Source organism: Virgibacillus sp. L01 (assembly GCF_052246775.1).
GTDB lineage: Bacteria > Bacillota > Bacilli > Bacillales > Amphibacillaceae > Lentibacillus.
Genome location: NZ_JBQQCP010000003.1, coordinates 189,378 through 208,553, shown reverse-complemented (window position 1 = coordinate 208,553; position 19,176 = coordinate 189,378). Strand labels below are relative to the sequence as shown.

At 36.3% G+C, this 19,176-nt stretch carries 17 protein-coding genes; all 17 read right to left on the bottom strand.

Annotated elements, in window-relative coordinates; genetic code table 11:
* Positions 1 to 114: 114 nt before the first annotated feature.
* Positions 115 to 4,407, bottom strand: coding sequence for a PolC-type DNA polymerase III (locus ACTWQM_RS08050; RefSeq protein ID WP_443257666.1), 4,293 nt, complete (start codon positions 4,405 to 4,407; stop codon positions 115 to 117).
* Positions 4,408 to 4,505: 98 nt separating this feature from the next.
* Complete coding sequence (gene rseP, locus ACTWQM_RS08045; protein WP_443257665.1) at positions 4,506 to 5,765, bottom strand: RIP metalloprotease RseP; 1,260 nt, start codon at positions 5,763 to 5,765, stop codon at positions 4,506 to 4,508.
* A gap of 93 nt (positions 5,766 to 5,858) precedes the next feature.
* Positions 5,859 to 6,632 (bottom strand): phosphatidate cytidylyltransferase, encoded by a 774-nt coding sequence (locus ACTWQM_RS08040; protein ID WP_443257664.1) that lies wholly within the window; start codon positions 6,630 to 6,632, stop codon positions 5,859 to 5,861.
* 15 nt (positions 6,633 to 6,647) lie between these two features.
* On the bottom strand, positions 6,648 to 7,412 hold the full coding sequence (locus tag ACTWQM_RS08035; RefSeq protein ID WP_443257663.1) for an isoprenyl transferase: 765 nt from the start codon (positions 7,410 to 7,412) through the stop codon (positions 6,648 to 6,650).
* 380 nt (positions 7,413 to 7,792) lie between these two features.
* Entirely contained in the window at positions 7,793 to 8,350 is a 558-nt protein-coding gene (gene frr / locus ACTWQM_RS08030) for a ribosome recycling factor (protein WP_443257662.1), read from the bottom strand.
* 2 nt (positions 8,351 to 8,352) lie between these two features.
* Complete coding sequence (gene pyrH, locus ACTWQM_RS08025) at positions 8,353 to 9,075, bottom strand: UMP kinase (protein ID WP_443257661.1); 723 nt, start codon at positions 9,073 to 9,075, stop codon at positions 8,353 to 8,355.
* 125 nt (positions 9,076 to 9,200) lie between these two features.
* A complete protein-coding gene (gene tsf / locus ACTWQM_RS08020) occupies positions 9,201 to 10,085 on the bottom strand; it encodes a translation elongation factor Ts (RefSeq protein WP_443257660.1) in 885 nt (294 codons plus the stop codon).
* 179 nt (positions 10,086 to 10,264) lie between these two features.
* On the bottom strand, positions 10,265 to 11,026 hold the full coding sequence (gene rpsB / locus ACTWQM_RS08015; protein WP_443257659.1) for a 30S ribosomal protein S2: 762 nt from the start codon (positions 11,024 to 11,026) through the stop codon (positions 10,265 to 10,267).
* Between the two features lie 438 nt (positions 11,027 to 11,464).
* Positions 11,465 to 11,887, bottom strand: a complete 423-nt coding sequence (locus tag ACTWQM_RS08010; RefSeq protein WP_443257658.1) for a DUF6115 domain-containing protein — start codon at positions 11,885 to 11,887, stop codon at positions 11,465 to 11,467.
* A 9-nt stretch (positions 11,888 to 11,896) separates the two neighbouring features.
* On the bottom strand, positions 11,897 to 12,214 hold the full coding sequence (locus tag ACTWQM_RS08005; RefSeq protein ID WP_443257657.1) for a hypothetical protein: 318 nt from the start codon (positions 12,212 to 12,214) through the stop codon (positions 11,897 to 11,899).
* A 12-nt stretch (positions 12,215 to 12,226) separates the two neighbouring features.
* Positions 12,227 to 13,603, bottom strand: coding sequence for a DUF342 domain-containing protein (locus ACTWQM_RS08000; protein WP_443257656.1), 1,377 nt, complete (start codon positions 13,601 to 13,603; stop codon positions 12,227 to 12,229).
* 19 nt (positions 13,604 to 13,622) lie between these two features.
* Positions 13,623 to 14,402 carry a FliA/WhiG family RNA polymerase sigma factor gene (locus ACTWQM_RS07995; RefSeq protein ID WP_443257655.1) on the bottom strand — a complete coding sequence of 260 codons (780 nt, stop codon included), beginning with the start codon at positions 14,400 to 14,402 and terminating at the stop codon, positions 13,623 to 13,625.
* A gap of 66 nt (positions 14,403 to 14,468) precedes the next feature.
* Positions 14,469 to 14,966: a chemotaxis protein CheD gene (locus ACTWQM_RS07990; RefSeq protein ID WP_443257654.1), complete on the bottom strand. Its 498-nt coding sequence runs from the start codon at positions 14,964 to 14,966 to the stop codon at positions 14,469 to 14,471.
* Entirely contained in the window at positions 14,959 to 15,597 is a 639-nt protein-coding gene (locus ACTWQM_RS07985) for a chemotaxis protein CheC (protein ID WP_443257653.1), read from the bottom strand. The genes ACTWQM_RS07990 and ACTWQM_RS07985 overlap by 8 nt, the downstream gene beginning before the upstream one ends.
* A 4-nt stretch (positions 15,598 to 15,601) precedes the next feature.
* Complete coding sequence (locus ACTWQM_RS07980) at positions 15,602 to 16,072, bottom strand: chemotaxis protein CheW (RefSeq protein ID WP_443257652.1); 471 nt, start codon at positions 16,070 to 16,072, stop codon at positions 15,602 to 15,604.
* Positions 16,073 to 16,093: 21 nt separating this feature from the next.
* On the bottom strand, positions 16,094 to 18,115 hold the full coding sequence (locus tag ACTWQM_RS07975; protein ID WP_443257651.1) for a chemotaxis protein CheW: 2,022 nt from the start codon (positions 18,113 to 18,115) through the stop codon (positions 16,094 to 16,096).
* A gap of 2 nt (positions 18,116 to 18,117) precedes the next feature.
* Complete coding sequence (locus tag ACTWQM_RS07970) at positions 18,118 to 19,176, bottom strand: protein-glutamate methylesterase/protein-glutamine glutaminase (RefSeq protein WP_443257650.1); 1,059 nt, start codon at positions 19,174 to 19,176, stop codon at positions 18,118 to 18,120.

The following is a 19,176-nucleotide window of genomic DNA, read 5'->3' as shown; positions in this document are numbered from 1 at the left end:
CTCCTTTTAAGATTTTTGCCACTGTTGAGATTAAGTGTACCGTAATAATATGAATTCACTTCACTATTTTTTTCGTGTCGACTGCTTAAATTAGGAATAATCTAACCGAACGTATTAAAACAGTGATAGCTGATTCTTTTCGGCCATACCTTCTAAACACCCATGATTATCAAGATATTCCAGAACCGTTTTAGAAATTTTACTACGTTGTCGCAGATCTTCTTTAGAAAGAAATTCCCCATCTTCACGTACTTTAACAATATTAATTGCTGCATTAGTACCCAATCCATCAACCGCGTTGAATGGTGGTATTAATGAGTTACCATCAACTATGAATTCAGAAGCAGCAGACTTATATAAATCAACTTTTTGGAAAGAAAATCCACGTTGACTCATCTCAAGAACCACTTCCAGAACAGTAGACAGATTCTTTTCTTTAGGTGTTGCATCATTACCCTTGGCCGCTATACCTTCAATACGCTGCCTTATCACATCTGGACCTTTAATCATTGTATCCAATTCAAAATCACCTGCTCTGACAGAGAAATATGCGGCATAAAAATATATTGGATAATGCACCTTAAAATAGGCAATGCGAACAGCCATTAAAACATATGCTGCAGCGTGTGCTTTTGGAAACATATATTTAATCTTTTTACATGATTCAATATACCAATCCGGAACTCCATTCTTTTTCATTTCATGAATCCAATCATCTTGTAACCCTTTGCCTTTACGGACAAACTCCATTATCTTGAAGGCAAGTGAAGCATCAAGACCCTTGTGCATTAGGTATACCATAATGTCATCACGACACCCTATAACATCAGGCAATTCACAAATACCATCGTTAATAAGTTCTTGCGCATTTCCTAGCCACACATCGGTACCATGCGATAAACCAGATATCATTACAAGCTCAGCAAATGTGCTTGGTTTCGTATCTTCCAGCATCTGCCGAACAAATTTTGTCCCAAATTCAGGTACACCTAATGTACCAGTTTGACAATTAATTTGTTCCGGTGTTATTCCTAGTGATTCCGTACCGGAAAAGATTTTCATCACTTCTGCATCATCTGTTGGAATTGTTTTTGGATCAATTCCACTCAGGTCCTGCAGCATCCGAATTACTGTAGGATCATCGTGCCCGAGTATATCAAGTTTAAGTAAGTTGTCATGAATGGAATGAAAATCAAAGTGTGTTGTTTTCCATTCACTTTTTCGATCATCAGCCGGAAATTGAATCGGTGTGAAGTCATATATCTCTTTATCATCAGGAACAACTATAATTCCACCTGGATGCTGACCAGTTGTTCGTTTGACCCCAGTACAGCCTTGTACAAGACGATCCACTTCAGCATTTTTGTAAACTAGCTGTTTATCTGATGCATAACCTTTCACATAGCCATACGCCGTCTTATCGGCAATTGTACCAATTGTTCCCGCACGATAGACTTTTTCTTCTCCAAACAATTCTTTCGTGTAGTTATGTGCCTTAGGCTGATATGCACCGGAAAAGTTAAGATCAATATCGGGTACTTTATCACCCTTAAACCCAAGAAATGTTTCAAAAGGAATATCTTGTCCATCTTTTGTTAAGGGGTTACCGCAATGCGGACAATCCTGATCAGCTAAATCAAAACCGCTGCCTACAGATCCATCTGTGATAAATTCATGATGATGACATTCCATACAGACATAATGTGGTGGTAATGGGTTTACCTCAGTTATTTCAGTCATGGTTGCTACTAAAGACGAACCAACAGAGCCTCGTGAGCCTACCAGGTATCCATCGTCCAATGATTTTTTCACCAGCTTATGAGAAATTAAATATATTACTGCAAAACCATGACCAATAATACTTGATAGCTCTTTTTCAAGTCGATCCACAACAATCTGCGGGACGGGATCACCATAAATCAGTTTTGCTCGATTATAGCACAGATCACGCATCTCTTGGTCTGCACCCTCGATTGTTGGTGTGTAAAGGCCATCCTTAACAGGGGAAATTTCTTCAATTTCATCTGCCAAATTATTAGTATTCGTTACAACGATTTCGTGGGCCCTTTCTCCTCCCAGAAAGTTGAAACTATCAATCATTTCATTTGTCGTACGAAAAGGTGTATCTGGTAATGTTTGTCTATTTAATGGATTACCAGCCTGAGAAGAAATCAATATTTGACGATAAAGTTTATCATGATCATCTATATAGTGTGCATTTCCTGTTGCTACCACAGTTTTGTTTATCCGATTTCCCAAATCTACTAATTTGCTTATAATATCCAATATCTGCGCCTCATTCTGAACAAGATCTTTTTCAATTAAATGGGCATAGTTAGCTGGTGGCTGAACCTCAATATAATCATAAAATTCTGCTGCTTTCTCTGCTTCATCCGCTGATTTTTGCATCATCGTTTCAAATACTTCACCTTTATCACATGCAGACCCAACTAAAATTCCGTTTCGAAGTTTTTGCAATAGTGATCTAGGTACTCGCGGAACACGATAGAAATAATCGATATGCGCATATGAAACTAGTTTATAGAGATTCTTCAAACCTTCTTCTGTTTTAGCAATCAGTGTGCAATGAAATGGGCGGGAGCGCTGATATGCATTACCTTCTCCCATGTGGTCATTTAATCTGTTGTGATTTGTAATATCTTTTTTCAAAAGCCCTTGTACTAATTTCCATAATAAATAGCCAGTTGCCTCTGCATCATAGATAGCACGGTGGTGCTGGGTTAATTCGATATCCAAATGTTTACACATCGTATTCAGCCGGTGATTTTTTAATTCAGGAAATAAAAATCGCGCAAGCTCCAGCGTATCAATAACTGGGTTCACAACTTTTTTATAATCAATTTTTTTGAATCCCTGGTTTAAGAAGCCAATATCGAAACTGGCGTTATGTGCAACAAGAATCCCATCTTCCATCCATTCATAAAAATCCTTTAGGACGTCATCAATTTCTGGTGCATTTTTTACCATATCATCTGTTATTCCTGTTAAATCTGTTGTTGTTTGTGACAACGGATGATGGGGGTTCGCAAATGATTCGAATCGATCGATTACCTCTCCCTGATTAATTTTAACACCGGCAAGTTCAATAATGGTATCATATACCGCTGAAAGACCTGTCGTCTCCACATCAAATACAACGTAAGTTCCATTTTCCAAATCAACATCATGTTCATTATATGCAATTGGAACACCGTCATCAACAACATTTGCTTCAACACCATAGAGGATTTTAATCCCATGTTTTTGACCAGCAGCATGTGCTTCCGGATATCCTTGAACACCCGCATGGTCGGTAATGGCAATTGCTTTATGTCCCCAGGATGCTGCCTGTTGTATAAGAGCTGAGGGTGATACAACTGCATCCATTTGGCTCATTGTTGTATGTGCGTGTAATTCAACCCGCTTTTCGTCTTCCGGAGCTAAATCCTTTCGTTTTTCAACCTTTACTTCATGAATATCAGTAGCCATCATTGCCAATTCATTTGTGAACATATCAGTTTGAATACTGCCTCTTGCTTTAATCCAAATACCCGATTTCACATGTTCAAATTTCTCTGCATCCTCATCACCTTTTGAAAACATCTTAATTTGTAATGAGTCCGTATAATCTGTAGCTTTAATAATTAATAAACTTCTTCCGGAACGTAACTGACGAATATCAGTAGCAAAAACATATCCCTGTATAGTGACACGACGTTCCTCGTCCTGAATCTCTTCCATTTGCAATGGATCATCCTGAATTTTATAACCAAGCATGAGCGGTTTATTCTGCTCGTTTTTCTGTCTGTCCTGATCACGTTTTTCTTTTTCTTGAACAGTCTTTAAAACCATTTCCTGATCTTCCTGAGCTGTTTTTTCTCTGAACTTTTTCAATTCAGCCATTTCAGTTTTAACATCAATCACAAGAGAGTATGGATTTGTTCCAATCTTTTTGCAATAATCAAGAAATGGAACTTCCAAACGTTTTTTTAGTGCGTTGCCTTCTGCTTCATTCCTTGCAGTTAACATAATCTTATTATTCTCTACCCGTGGCACCTGATTATGTACTAAATCTTTATAAGCAGGTGATAAGTTTGATATAGTTTGAAGAAAAGACTGCCAATAATCACAAATATTCTTTTCATCGCATTCCTTCTCCTCGGCATACAATGTCAAATCGATTTGAGCAAACTGTTGAAACGTTTCATGTAATTTTGTAAGAAGTAAGGTATGAATCTGTTTAGGTAACACCCGCTTGACACTAATATGAAAATGCCAGCTTTTAACCTGTTTGTGTACTTCTAGTTTATTCAATTGACTATCCTCAAAATAGGCTTGCTGATAATCTTCTGGTATTTCTAACTGTTTTAATAATAGAACCATTTTTTCTCTCTTTGAAATATCCATCATGTTTTCCTCCTGATTATAGTTATGGAACTATAATGATGGAAAACCCTTGCCATTTGGACAAGGGTTTTCAACTGTTCTAAAGCATAAATGAAACTTTATAAAAATAATCGCTGAATATCATTCCATGTCACAACAATCATTAAGAGCATCAATAATGCAAAACCAATAAAATGAACAATTCCTTCTTTTTGTGGATCTATCGGCTTACCTCTGACAGCTTCAAGTGCAACAAAGAGTAGCCTGCCACCGTCGAGTGCTGGCAGCGGAACCAGGTTAACAATCCCTAAGTTAATACTCAAAATAGCAGTCCACATTAGGAAAGTCATAATTCCTGCCTTTACAAACTGATCTGTTGCGTCATATATACCAACAGGTCCAGATAATGTTTCAATCGGTAACTGACCTGTAATTAACATTCCAAGGTTGGTCAAAATCAACTTAGTCGTTTCATATGTCCGGGTAAATCCATATTTGACTGTTCCTGTAAAAGATTTCTCAAAAGCCCGCTGTACACCTACTTGTCCAATTGTCATACCTTGTGTCTCAATCTTCTTGGGAGTTACTGTAATTGATTCAGTTTCACCATTACGTTGAACTGTCATACTGAGCTCTTTTTCAGGATTATCCCGAACAATTTCGGTGAACTTTTCCCAAGTTGAGACTGAGTTACCTTCAATCTGAACAATTTCGTCTCCTTCTTGAAGCCCGGCTTCTTCTGCTGGACTGTCTTCTTGTATCCCGGAAACTAATGCCCTATCCACCGGAACACCCTGAATAAATCCAACAATAAAGAAAATAACTATGGCCAGGATGAAATTCATCATCGGCCCGGCAAACAATTGCATAGCCCGTTTTACTACACTCTTTGAAGCAAACTGTCGATCATATGGTGCGATTTGTGTTTCTTTTTCATCCATAACATAGAATGCTTTAGAATCTACCTCAAAACTTAATTTATGGTCTTCTTCATCAATTTCATACCCCTCAATAAGCAGCTTATGATCTAAATCAGCATGCTCTACCTCTATAACGCGGGCATTAGGATGCTTTGCTTTATTATTTACGATAATTTTACTGACTTTTCCACTGCCGTTAAATTCCAACCCAATATGCTGCCCTGGCTTTATCTCAACAATCTCCGGATCTTCACCAGCGACTCGAACATATCCGCCAATAGGTAATAAGCGAATAGTATAAACTGTCTCATTCTTGGTAAATGCAAACACCTTCGGACCAAAGCCAATGGCAAATTCACGAGCAAGCATACCAGCTCGTTTTGCAAATATTAAATGGCCAAATTCATGTATAAATACAAGCAGGCCGAACATAAAAATAAACGCGATTACTGTGTTCAAAAGAAGCACCTTCCTTTAATCTGATTAGGAATTATTTTGACTTCTTATCTAATAATTCTACTCTTAACTTAATCCTACGTTCAAGCTAGCAATTCATATAAAATGGATAAAGTGTAATATCGGTAACACAAACAATAAACTATCTAACCTGTCCAATATTCCTCCGTGACCAGGAAGTATATTACCGGAATCCTTCACATTATAATGCCGCTTAAACGCAGATTCAACTAAATCTCCAATTTGGCCTGATATTGATACTAAAATAGTAACACCAATAACCAGCAGCAATGAGTCGGAAAATGGTTCGATAAGATAGAAAACTATAGCTACGACACACGCAAGGATAATACCAGCAACTGCTCCTTCAATTGTTTTGTTAGGACTTATTTTAGGCCAAAGTTTTCTTTTGCCAAAAGCTTTACCTCCAAAATATGCACCAGTATCTGTAGCCCAAATAACAAGCAACACATAAAATAAGAAGATTAAACCGGCATCCTGACGTGTCTCAATCAGGAAAAAGAACCCCATCCCGATATAAATGGTTGATAATAGAATAAAACCAGCCTCATCAAAAGTAAATTTATTCTTAACTAATACAGTATATGACAATAGTAATAAAACAAATAGCATAATTACTTCTGATTTCGTAACCCAAAAAATCGGAATAGACCCTAATATAAGCCATAACAATGCAATTGCTAAAATAGCAGGTACAGAATATTTGCCAATTTCGCGCATTCGCATTAATTCTACCAAACCTATTGTCGCTAGTATATAGACAAAAATTTCAAAGGGTTTGCCACCAATAAGAACAAACGGTAAAAAAACTATAATTGCTAGGATTGCTGTTTGAATTCGTTGTTTCATGTTTGTTTCATCACCTTAAATACCTCCATACCTTCGTTTCCGCTGCTGATAATCATGGAGGGCATTATTAAATATTTCTTCTGAGAAATCTGGCCATAATACGTCTGTAAACCAAAATTCAGAATAGGCTACCTGCCATAATAAAAAGTTGCTTAATCGTTGTTCACCACTTGTTCTAATTAATAAGTCAGGGTCTGTTAAGTCTTTTGTATATAAATAATCTGAGAAAGTACTCTCATCCAAATTATCCATGGATAATTTGGATCCATCAATATCTGTCATAACTTGCTTAATGGCTCGCATAATTTCTAATCTACTACCATAGTTTAAAGCAAAATTTAATAATAAGCCATCATTATTTTTTGTCTTTTCTTTCGCATAATGAATAGCTTCTTTCGTATGATCAGGAAGAGCTTCAAAATCACCTATAGTATTAATTCTCACTTTATTTTCCATAAGCTCTGGTAAATATATATGTAGAAACTCTTTCGGTAATTTCATTAGAAAGTCAACTTCTGATTTTGGCCGTTTCCAATTTTCCGTTGAAAAAGCATATAGTGTTAGAATCTGTACATTAGAATTTCTTGCTGCTTTAACAATTTCTTTTACAACATTCATTCCTTCTTTATGTCCGGCTATCCGCGGCAATCCTCTTTTCTTTGCCCATCGTCCGTTTCCGTCCATTATAATAGCTACATGATTTGGCATATTATCAAGGTCATGTTCTTCGCCTGAATTTTTTTGCTGTTTATTTTTAAAAAAAGGAAGCTTCATTGACATAATTTGTCCTCCGGTATGGTTGATTATCCTTATACAATCCTTTTAAATATAATCAATATGAAGGATTAGAAACACTTATTCTATCGCCTATTCCGGCGTCTAAATTAAAAGTTAGATACATTAAATCATTTTATACTATTTTAATGAATTACCATTATAGCATTATATGACCAAATTTTTATAAGAATTTCATTAAAATATAAGAAAAACCTGCCTTATACCTATAGTTATAAAGGATGGCTTTTCTTATATTTTAGGAAAAACCAATTTAAACAGTTAGTATCTTCCATCAAATAATTCATCTGTAATATATTAGATTTGGAAATAAAAGCCCTCTTAAACAAGAGGGCTAAAGCTTCTTATTTCACTACACCATATATTTAAACTTCAAGAATTTCCTTTTCCTTGCCTTTTGCTAACTGATCAATCTTTTCAATATGATTGTTTGTTTCTTTTTGAACATCATCCTGCGCAGCTTTAAGTTCATCTTCAGTTAAGTCATTATTTTTCTCAGCCTTTTTCAGCTGATCGTTTGATTCACGACGAATATTCCTTACCTGTACACGTCCCTCCTCAGCATATTTTCCTACGACTTTAACTAAATCCTTACGACGCTCTTCTGTTAAAGAAGGTATGTTTATACGTATGACATTCCCATCATTTGACGGTGACAGGCCCAAGTCGGACTTTTGTATGGCCTTTTCCACATCACCAATTGATGATTTATCAAAAGGAGTGATCACTAGTAGTCTTGCTTCTGGTGCAGATATCGTTGATAATTGATTTAGTGGTGTTGACGCTCCATAATAATTTACATAAATACTGTCTAATAGTGATGGGTTAGCACGGCCGGCACGTACAGTTGCCAGGTTCTTTGAAAAGGCCTGAACCGCCTGCTCCATTTTACTACGTGTGTCCTTCAATATAGCATCTGACATTTTTATTTCCCCCTTATTGTTGTTCCAATTGGTTCACCTTGTACAACTCGTTTAATATTGCCTTCTTCGGTAATTGAAAATACAATTAATGGAATATCATTATCCATACATAACGAAGATGCTGTAGAGTCCATAACACCAAGACCTTCATTTAGCATTTCCAAATAGGATATCTCTGTATACTTTTCAGCTTCCTTATTAACTTTCGGATCGTCCGAGTATACTCCATCCACATTATTTTTTGCCATTAAGATAACTTCTGCTTCGATTTCAGCAGCCCTTAATGCTGCTGTTGTATCTGTTGAGAAGAATGGATTTCCTGTACCTGCAGCAAAAATGACAACACGCTTCTTTTCGAGATGGCGAATTGCTTTTCTTCTTATATAAGGCTCAGCCACTTGTCGCATTTCAATAGATGTTTGAACACGAGTCTGAATCCCGTTGTTTTCCAGGCTATCCTGAAGTGCAAGAGAATTCATAATTGTCGCCAGCATTCCCATATAATCAGCTGTCGCACGATCCATTCCCATTTCACTACCGACTTTACCACGCCAGATATTTCCTCCACCTACTACAATGGCTACCTCTACACCCAATTCTGCAACTTCTTTTACTTGTGCAGCAACAGACTGAATTACCTGTGGTTCTATTCCATAGCCTTCTTTTCCGCTTAAAGCCTCTCCACTTAATTTTAACACAATTCTACGGTACCGAGCTGTTGTCATATTTACCTCCATAGAAATATTATATTGTTTATATTAATGTTTGTTAAGCATAGATCATGTATTGAACCTCTCACTACTAGCGAAATAGGGAACAACAATTACGTGTTCCCCACTTTTAGAATTAATTATTTTTTCATTTGACTTGCTACTTCCTCAGCAAAGTTATCTTCACGTTTTTCCATACCTTCGCCTACTTCATAGCGAACAAATGTTTTTACTGAAGCACCTTTGTCAGCTACATAATTCTTCACTTTTTGATCTGGGTCTTTTACAAAGTTTTGTTCTAATAGACAAATCTCTTCAAAGAATTTACCTAGACGACCCTCAACCATTTTTTCAACAATATTTTCTGGCTTGCCTTCATTTAACGCCTGTGTTTTTAATAATTCACGCTCACGGCTTACTTCTTCTTCAGATACTGCATCTCGTGATACATAACGTGGACTAACAGCAGCTGCATGCATTGCTATATCTTTTGCAATGTCGCCATCAGTTGTTCCTTCAAGTAAAGTAAGTACACCGATACTGCCCCCCATATGAAGATATGCACCAAATGCATCGTTATCCGTTTTGTTTAAAAGGGTAAAACGACGTAGAGAAATTTTCTCTCCTATTGTAGCAACAATAGAGTTAAGATACTTCTCAACATTTTCTCCTTCACCATGAAGGTCTTGCTGTAAAGCTTCTTCAACTGTTTCAGGCTTTTGCTTAACGATATGTTTGCCCAGTTCAGATAGTAACTGTTTAAATTGATCATTTTTTGTTACGAAGTCTGTTTCACAGTTAACTTCTAGCAATACAGCAGAGTTATTATCAATTTCAATATGTGTTAACCCTTCTGCAGCAACGCGGTTTGCTTTCTTAGCTGCTTTTGCTACACCTTTTTCACGCAAGAAGTCCATTGCTTTATCGATGTCTCCATCCGTTTCCTGAAGTGCTTTCTTACAGTCCATCATACCTGCGCCAGTTTTTTCCCGAAGTTCTTTAACCATTTTAGCTGTAATATCCATTGTAAATCCTCCTTATAATATAAAACTTTATTGTTTGTATAACCTATGTGTAGAGTTTTTCTAAGAATTATCACCAAGCATTAGTTGCAATTATGCAGTAAGAAAGTATTTATACTTTCTTACTGCCAAAAAAAGGTGATAAAAGGCTTATCCCCTTATCACCCCTACCTTTTACAATACTACTCTTTTTCAGTTTCAGCGCTGTTTGCAGTAACAGCTTCTTCAGCTTGTGCTGGCGCTTCTACTTCTTCAGTTTCTTCGCCTTGCTTCACTTCTAGAATAGCATCTGCCATTTTAGATGTTAAAAGCTTGACTGCGCGAATTGCATCATCATTCGCTGGGATAACATAATCAATTTCATCTGGGTCACAGTTTGTATCAACCATTCCGATAATTGGAATGTTTAATTTATGTGCCTCAGCGATTGCAATGCGTTCTTTACGAGGATCGATTACAAACATAGCGTCTGGAATTTTCTTCATTTCTTTAATTCCACCTAGAAATTTAACTAAGCGGTCTTTTTCTTTTAATAAGTCTACTACTTCTTTTTTAGGAAGTACTTCAAAAGTACCGTCCTCTTCCATACGTTCAATATCTTTAAGACGGTTGATACGTTTACGGATAGTTTGGAAGTTAGTTAATGTTCCACCTAACCAGCGTTGATTAATATAGTACATACCAGAACGAGTTGCTTCATCACGAACTGAATCTTGTGCTTGTTTTTTTGTACCTACGAAAAGAATTGTACCGCCATTTGATGCGATTTCTTTAACATATTTGAACGCTTCATCTACCTTCTTAACTGTTTTTTGAAGGTCAATGATATAAATACCGTTACGCTCTGTGAAGATATATTTCTTCATCTTTGGATTCCAACGGCGTGTCTGGTGACCGAAATGTACACCAGCCTCCAACAATTGTTTCATCGAAATTACTGACATAAAAAATTCCTCCTATTGGTTTTATTCCTCCGCTCAGGTCATTTTTGCATAAAGACCATTAAATGGCACCATTTATCCAAATCACTAAGCGTGTGTTTTTAAACATGCTCACTTTCGATAGGTGAACATAGTATTTACACCAAAAATAAATATATCATATCAGGTATTTGCAATCAAGTTTTACAAATAGTTTTTCTCATAATTAATAATAATTTTTTGGCTCTGTTCGTACATTATGTTGCTTTTTACCCCTTGAAAGAAATATCAACTCTAACGTCTATGTGTTCATTTTACGCTGCGAAAGTTTAAGAGTTAACAAATGCATGTTGAATAAAAAATTTTCACCTGACGCAGTTTATAGATTTTGTGTCACAATGAACTTTTAGAATTGATATGTTTCAACCCCATAAGTAAGATAGTCAGAGTAATTCTCCTTGTTTACTTACCATGCAATTTTATTACTAGCTCTGCTTCTGTTTTACCACAATTCAATTGTCTTGCGATATCTTCCCCTGTTATTCCTTGGTCATAAAGCTGTAGTATTTTAGCTTGCAAGGAAGTTTGAGAATCATCTTCCACTTCAGCATCTTCCGGAATATACTCTGATACTTCTTCTTTTTGTTCTTCTTTCTGTTCTGCTTCAGCATTTCCCGGAGAAACGGGGTTACGATTAGGGTTCCCAATTTCTCTCTCTAAAAAACGATTTTCTTCCTTTATTTCCTCTAAATATGTTTCCAGTAGCTCCATAACATCCTGTGAGCTATCCTTTTTTAAAAACTGTACCTGCTTAAACAATTGAAAGATTCCAACTAAAGCAACCAAGTGCAACAAAAAACTTATTATAAGTAACAACGATGTCATCGTATCCCTCTATCCACTAAAATCAATTTTTTTGCCCAAGTAGGGATGTTCTGCAAATTCATCTTTTGGGTCATAGCCCAATTCGGATTGCTGGTCTTCTAAGTCATTAGTATCCTGTTCTTCTTTGTCCTTGATTTTAACATCATGAATGTTTTCAAACTCTTGTACACGTTTACGTTTTTGCTCAATATCTTTTAATTGGCTTTGCGCAAGCGACTCTTGGAAATGCTGATTTTGTTTCAGCATTTGATCTTGAAGTTTTCCTGCATCCTGTGTCCTTGGAAGCGCCACTTGCATTTCTATTGATTTCCAGCTCAACAGAATCACTTCCTAAATAGTCTATTTAATATTTTGCATAACAATCTCATTATTTTCTAACTTCATTTTTATATATTGTTGATTTCTTTCAATTTTACGTTTAAATTTCCCGAACGTAACCATTACATTTGGATAAATGTGTCCATTTATAACCAAAAGGGATTCATGTTCACTACCAATCTTAGCGGTCAATTGTTCCAATGTTTCTTCCGCTTCCTGCAGTTGGTCAGCAGCTTTTTGATAAGAGCTATTAATACGGAGCATAGTAATTTTCGCCTTATTAGAATCCGGATTTCCCTGATCCTTCATTTTTCTCTCAATCATTTTTAATTTCGACAGTGTAGCTTGTAATTCCTCTTTTTTTGCTAATAAATTTTCCTCCCGATCAGCAATCGTTTTGTTAACACCGAATATAACCTCTGTTTTGGTCCCCAATCGATTCCCTATATCCTTTGCTTCTACGAGCTTCCCAGCAGAGATGGAACCACCAATTATATTACCTCTCTGACAAAAAACTTGTTGTTTTGCAGTTATATTACTATGTAAAATTGAATTCTCTGCATATATGTTTTTTCCAGCATACACTGTCCCCTGATTAATATAACCAATTCGTAAATTTTCTCCAGCGTTAATAAATCCTTCTTTTAATCCTGAAAGTCCTTCTGATATGTATACAGAACCTTCTGCGATAATTGTAGCAGCTTCAACCATACCAAAAATACTAATATCACCTTTTGCTTTTACGGTATACCCTGATGGTACATTCCCTTTTATCACAATTGAACCGACAAAATCCAAGTTTCCTTGTTTCATAGATAGATCTTCATTAACCTCAAATACATTGTATACTTGTATAAACCGTTCTGTTATATTAATTTGCCCTTCTATTGTTGCGTAATATGAAAGATCTTCTTCTCGAAACACAACATTTTCACCTAACTTCAGACGAGATGCCTTGCCAGGCCTGGCTTTTATTGATTTTCCATAAACATCGCTACCATTTATTCCAGTAGTGGGTAATGTTATGGTTGCAAGCCGTTGTCCTTCCTTAACAGATGGAATACGCATTACATCACGAAAATTCCAGTTGGATGTCCTACTTGATTTATTATTATCATCAAGATTGAATTGATAATTAACTTCTCCATCTGTACCGTCTTCTGGAAAGACTCCATTTGCTATCTTTATAGGGAAAATATCTAAATTATTATCTGAAAGTAACGTATCAAGTGCATTTTCATCAATACCAAATGTGATATTGTGTTCATGTAAAAACTGTATAAGTTCATTCCTATCCAACACTAGCTCGCTTTTATCCTTATCCCCAGTATAATCTAAATAAGCAAACATGCGATCGTTGGACTCAGACACAACAAAGAAATCTTGTAGTTGACCCATGCTGATTCCCCTCTATTATTTAATGGGTGGATTGCATTTTATGAAGTGTATTTTTTAATTTAAATATAGCTTTTCTATGAATCTGCGAAATACGTGAAGTCGTTAATTCCAGCACTTGCCCGATCTCTGTTAAAGTGAGCTCCTGATGATAAAATAAACTCACAACCATCTGTTCATTTTCATTTAACAGTTTAATACTATCTGTTAATTCCTGATTTATTTCTGTTTGAAGCATATGATCATCTGGCGAAATGGAAGACTCATCAGGTATAGTATATCCAATGCCCTCTTTATGCTCTTGTGAATTATCTTTAGATTTTTCTTCAATTGAAAGTACGTTTGCAAAAAGTGAGTCCCGCACTAATTCTTCTACTTCGTATACAGGGATTTCTAGCTTAGCAGCAATTTCCTCAGCTGTCGGAGTACGCTGAAAAGTTTGCTCCAGTTCCTGGGACACCTTTTCAACTTTTTTAGTCTTTTCTCTAATAGACCTTGGGAGCCAATCTTCCTTTCTTAACCCATCGATAATAGCTCCACGAATACGAAAGGATGCATATGTATCAAATTTAAGATTACGATTGTGCTCAAATTTATTTAATGCATCAAATAAGCCCATTAATCCAAAGCTTTTCAAGTCATCTTTATTAACGTTGCTCGGCAAATGACTCGACACTCTTTCAACATGAAAGGTTACTAGATACATGTAATTTTCAATTAACTCATTTGCAGCCTCATTATCCTTATTTTTCAGCCACTTTTTCCACAGTTTTTGCTCTAGAGGAGATTTATTAGTTGTCATTTGATTGCTCCTCCCTGAAATTATTAATTTCTTAAATACTTAAAATGGAGAACTTCATTTATACTCTTAAATAACTAACTCACTTTTGTTGACTGTACGTATTTTCAAGTTACCTGTAGCGGGGTCAAAATCAATTGTTCTACCACTATTCCCGCCAACATCCATAGCAATTACAGGTATTCGATATTGTCCTAGCTTCTCTTGGACAGCCTGTACATTTCTTGGACCAATTCGCATTAAATCGTTAGATGATTCAAATTGAAACATTTGTGCACCACCAGCCAATTTAGCTTGCAGAGCATATTTCCTGGCACCTTTTGTACATAGTTCGTAAACTAAATAATCGATAGCTGTATCGGCATACTTAAATTCGTTCAAATTTGACTTTTTTGCAAGACTGGAATCCGGAAGCATCACATGTGCTAACCCTGCAACTTGACGAGATAAGTCATATAACACCACTCCTACACATGAGCCAAGACCCGATGTGCGTATTATATGTGGTGTATTTACAATATTCAGGTCAGCAATTCCAACCTTAACAATTGTTTGTGTATCACCCATCATTTTCAATTCCTAATGCTTTAAATATTTTAGGAAATGCTTCTGGATCTGGAAGAAAAAAGAAATTACCATGTATTCCATTGGCAGATTCACTATCATTAATTTTAGTATCAATAATTATCGCATAATCAGTAACTTGCGACACTTCAATTAAACCAACTGTCAAAACAGCTCCAGCCATATCAACACTTAAATATGGTACTGATGGCTGCATCTGAAGGTGTGTAAAATCAGATAGGGCAGATATGTAGGAGCCGGTTAGTATATTGCCAGTTTCTTTCAAAGCAGAAAATACCAAGTCATTTGGTTCTTTCTCATTTAATAAAGCAAAGTCATGCTCGTTAGTTATACTTTTTACTAAGGATTCAGCTTCCTCGATACTTAAAATAAAATAAACTTTACCTGGTGCTTCACCCGAAATGTGTATCATAATTCCGACGATGGGTGTCTCCGGTCCACCTATCATTTCCATTACTTCGTCAAATGCCACAACATTCACAGAAGGTACGGCCATATCAATTTTTTTGTTAATTAATTTCGACATAGATGTCGCTGCATTTCCAGCACCAATATTTCCTATTTCCCGCAACACATCCATTTGTACGGTTGAGAGACGGCTTATATCTTCCATTCTCTTAACCTTCCACTGATTTCAATTCGGTTATTTCTTCTTTCGTTAAAACTTTTTGTAGATTAAGCAGTATTAGTAAACGATTATCCAGTTTTGCAACCCCGTCAATATAATCGACATCTACAGAACCTATCACTTCTGGTGCTGGTTCAATTGCATTTTCCGGAATATCAATTACATCGTTAGCAGCATCTACAATAAGACCTACTTCCATATCATCAAGATAAACAATAATAATCCTACTAGATTCTGTAAACTCAGTTTCCTTTAACCCAAAACGGATTCTAAGATCAATAATTGGTGTAACGACGCCACGTAAATTAATAACCCCTTTAACAAAATCAGCTGTTTGTGGAACCCTGGTTATCGGTTCAATTCGCTCAATTGATCCTACTTGCTGCACTGACACTGCATATTCCTCATAATTTAATTGAAAGATTATTACCTTACGATCAACAACTGCTTCATTTCCCATTTTAATTCCCCCATTTTCATATTATTTAACCATAGCGTTACTGTCGATTATTAAGGCTACCTCACCATCCCCTAAAATAGTTGCCCCGGATATAGCGAAGGCGTTGGCTAAATAATTTCCCAACGATTTTAAAACAACTTCCTGCTGACCGATCAACGAATCGACAACAAGTCCAGCCAATTTATCCCCCTTACGAACAATGACAACCGATAAATATTCTGAATCTTTTTCATTTGTTTGTGGAACATTGAAAATATCGTTCAAATAAGCCAGTGGGACTACTTTACCTCTAAAATCTATTACACTCTTATTATGAGCCAGCATAATCTGGTCTTTATGGATAATCGATGTTTCAATAATTGACGATAATGGTACTGCATATTTCTCATTTTGTAACTCTACTAGTAATACGGACATTATTGATAGTGTTAAGGGTAACTGAATCGAAAAATTCGAACCTTCATCGATAGTTGCATTGATTGTTATACTGCCACCTAAAGACTCGATTGTATTTTTAACAACATCCAGTCCTACACCACGACCTGATAAATCAGAAACAGCATCTGCTGTTGAAAATCCGCTTTCCATAATCAGCTCATAGATTTGTTGATCTAATAATGTCTCAGCATGAGCAGTGCTTATCACTTCATTTGCAGTTGCCTTATCTAGTACTTTTTGTTTATTAATCCCAGCACCATCATCTGATATTTCAATAAACACATGGTTTCCACTATGATATGCTTCAAGTCTAATTGTTCCTTGTTCAGGCTTTCCTTTTGCTATTCGTTCCTGCGGTGACTCAATCCCGTGATCTATTGCATTTCGTATCAGATGGACCAAGGGATCACCTATTTCATCAATTACAGTTCGATCTAATTCCGTTTCTGCACCAATAATGTCAATGTCCACATTTTTATTTAAGTCACGTGCAAGCTGTCTTATCATACGCGGAAATCTATTAAACACCTGATCAATTGGTACCATTCGCATTGTTAAAATAATATCTTGTAAGTCTCCAGAAACACGTGACATACGCTCGACTGTTTCCTGAAGATCATTGTTATCAAGCTCCATTGATATTTGTTCTAATCGTCCACGGTCAATAACCAATTCCTCAAATAAGTTCATTAAAACATCTAGGCGTTCAATATTAACTCGAATTGTTTTGCTGACAGGACTTTTACCAGTGCTTTTATTTTCATTCTTATTCTCTTCTGGCAATTTTGTTTCCTCTTTTACTTCCACCGAAGAAGCTCTGTCCTTCTGCTCCCGTGTGTATGTATCTATTGAAAAGTTATTCACAAAAACTTTCTCAATCTCTGACACTTTCATAATTTTCGCTTGTATTTCTTCTTCTTCAGATTGAGATACTACAAGAACCGTGAATGTACTTTCGAAGTTTTCTTCTTCCAGCTCATTAACAGGAGGTTCTGATTTAATTACTTCCCCCAATTTTTCCAATACGTCAAATACCATATAAACACGCGCACCTTTTAATAAACAATCTTCGTTTAAATGTACGGATATCTCATAGTTGGAAAACCCGCGTTCTGCTGATTCTTGTAAGATGGAAATTTCAAACTGGTCCAAAGATGTAACAGTTTTCAATGTATTAAGCGTTTTACTTGGCGCGCCTGTACTTGCTTTACTACTTATTTCATTTTCACCTTTTTCGATTTGATCCAGATATGTAACAATTTGGCTTACATCCCGTTTTCCGTCCCCACCGTTTCCGATTTCTTCAACAATTGCGTTTAGTTGATCCACCGCATCAAAAAGAATATCAATCATGTCAGTTCGGACAACTATTTTATCGTATCTGATACCATCAAAAATATTCTCCAGCTTATGCGTTAGGTTAGCTACGTCCGTATAACCCATAGTTGCAGACATACCCTTTAAAGTATGTGCAGCACGAAATATTTCATCTATGATTGTCTTGTCTTCCGGATTTTTTTCCAATTCAAGTATCTGTTTGTATAACGCTTCCAAATGCTCTCTACTCTCATCAATAAACACGTCTAAATATTGTGTTGTATCCATGATTAGATCCCTCCTGGTCTATTTACTAATTTCGTAATGGTATCCCCAACTTTATGTAAGTGAACAATCTGATTGACGTGACTTGTCTTCACGGCTGCTTTAGGCATTCCATATACAACAGATGATTCTTCCGCTTCGGCAATGATAACGGATTCCGGGTCTAATTCTTTCAACAGATTTATCCCTCGTGATCCATCACTACCCATTCCAGTTAACACAGCAGATATTTTATTGACCCTTTCAACTTCTGCCAAAGATTCAAAAAGCACATCTACTGCAGGTCTATGTCCATTTCTAGGAGGTTCCTTTGTCAATATAATAGTATGTTCAGTTCCAAGAGTTTTTAACTTGATATGATAATTCCCTGGCGCAATGTATGCTGTCTTATTATTTATAAATTCTCCATGCGACGCTTCTTTAACGCGAATATCGGCTAATTTATCCAGTCGTTCGGCAAGTGACTTGGTAAACCCCGCAGGCATATGCTGAACAATTAAGATCGGAGCTGCAAAATCACTTTGTAAATCTTCTAATATCCGCTGTAATGCTTTCGGTCCACCTGTAGAAGCGCCAATAGCTACGATTGATCTAGAGTATCTTTTTGAAGCAGCGGTATCTGTTATGCTTCCAGATTTCTTTAAAGGACTCTTTTTAACTATTTTTGCCTGTGAAGCAACAATAACCTTGGTGATTATGTCATCTTTCACTTCATCTATATTTAATGAAATTGCACCGGATGGCTTTGTAATAAAATCAATTGCACCATTTGATATTGCTTGTACTGTTTTAGATGTTCCTTCCTCAGTTACGCTTGAGAGCATAATTACTGGAGTAGGGATTACCTCCATAATATGTTGTAGTGCTGTCATTCCATCCATTACTGGCATTTCTACATCTAGTGTAACGACATCCGGCATATGTTCTTGAATTTTTTGAAGTCCGTCCTTACCATTTCTCGCTGTAGCAACTACCTCAATTTGATTATCACTAGATAGCATATCTGTTATTATTTTACGCATAAATGCTGAGTCATCAATCACTACAATGCGTATGGGCATCAT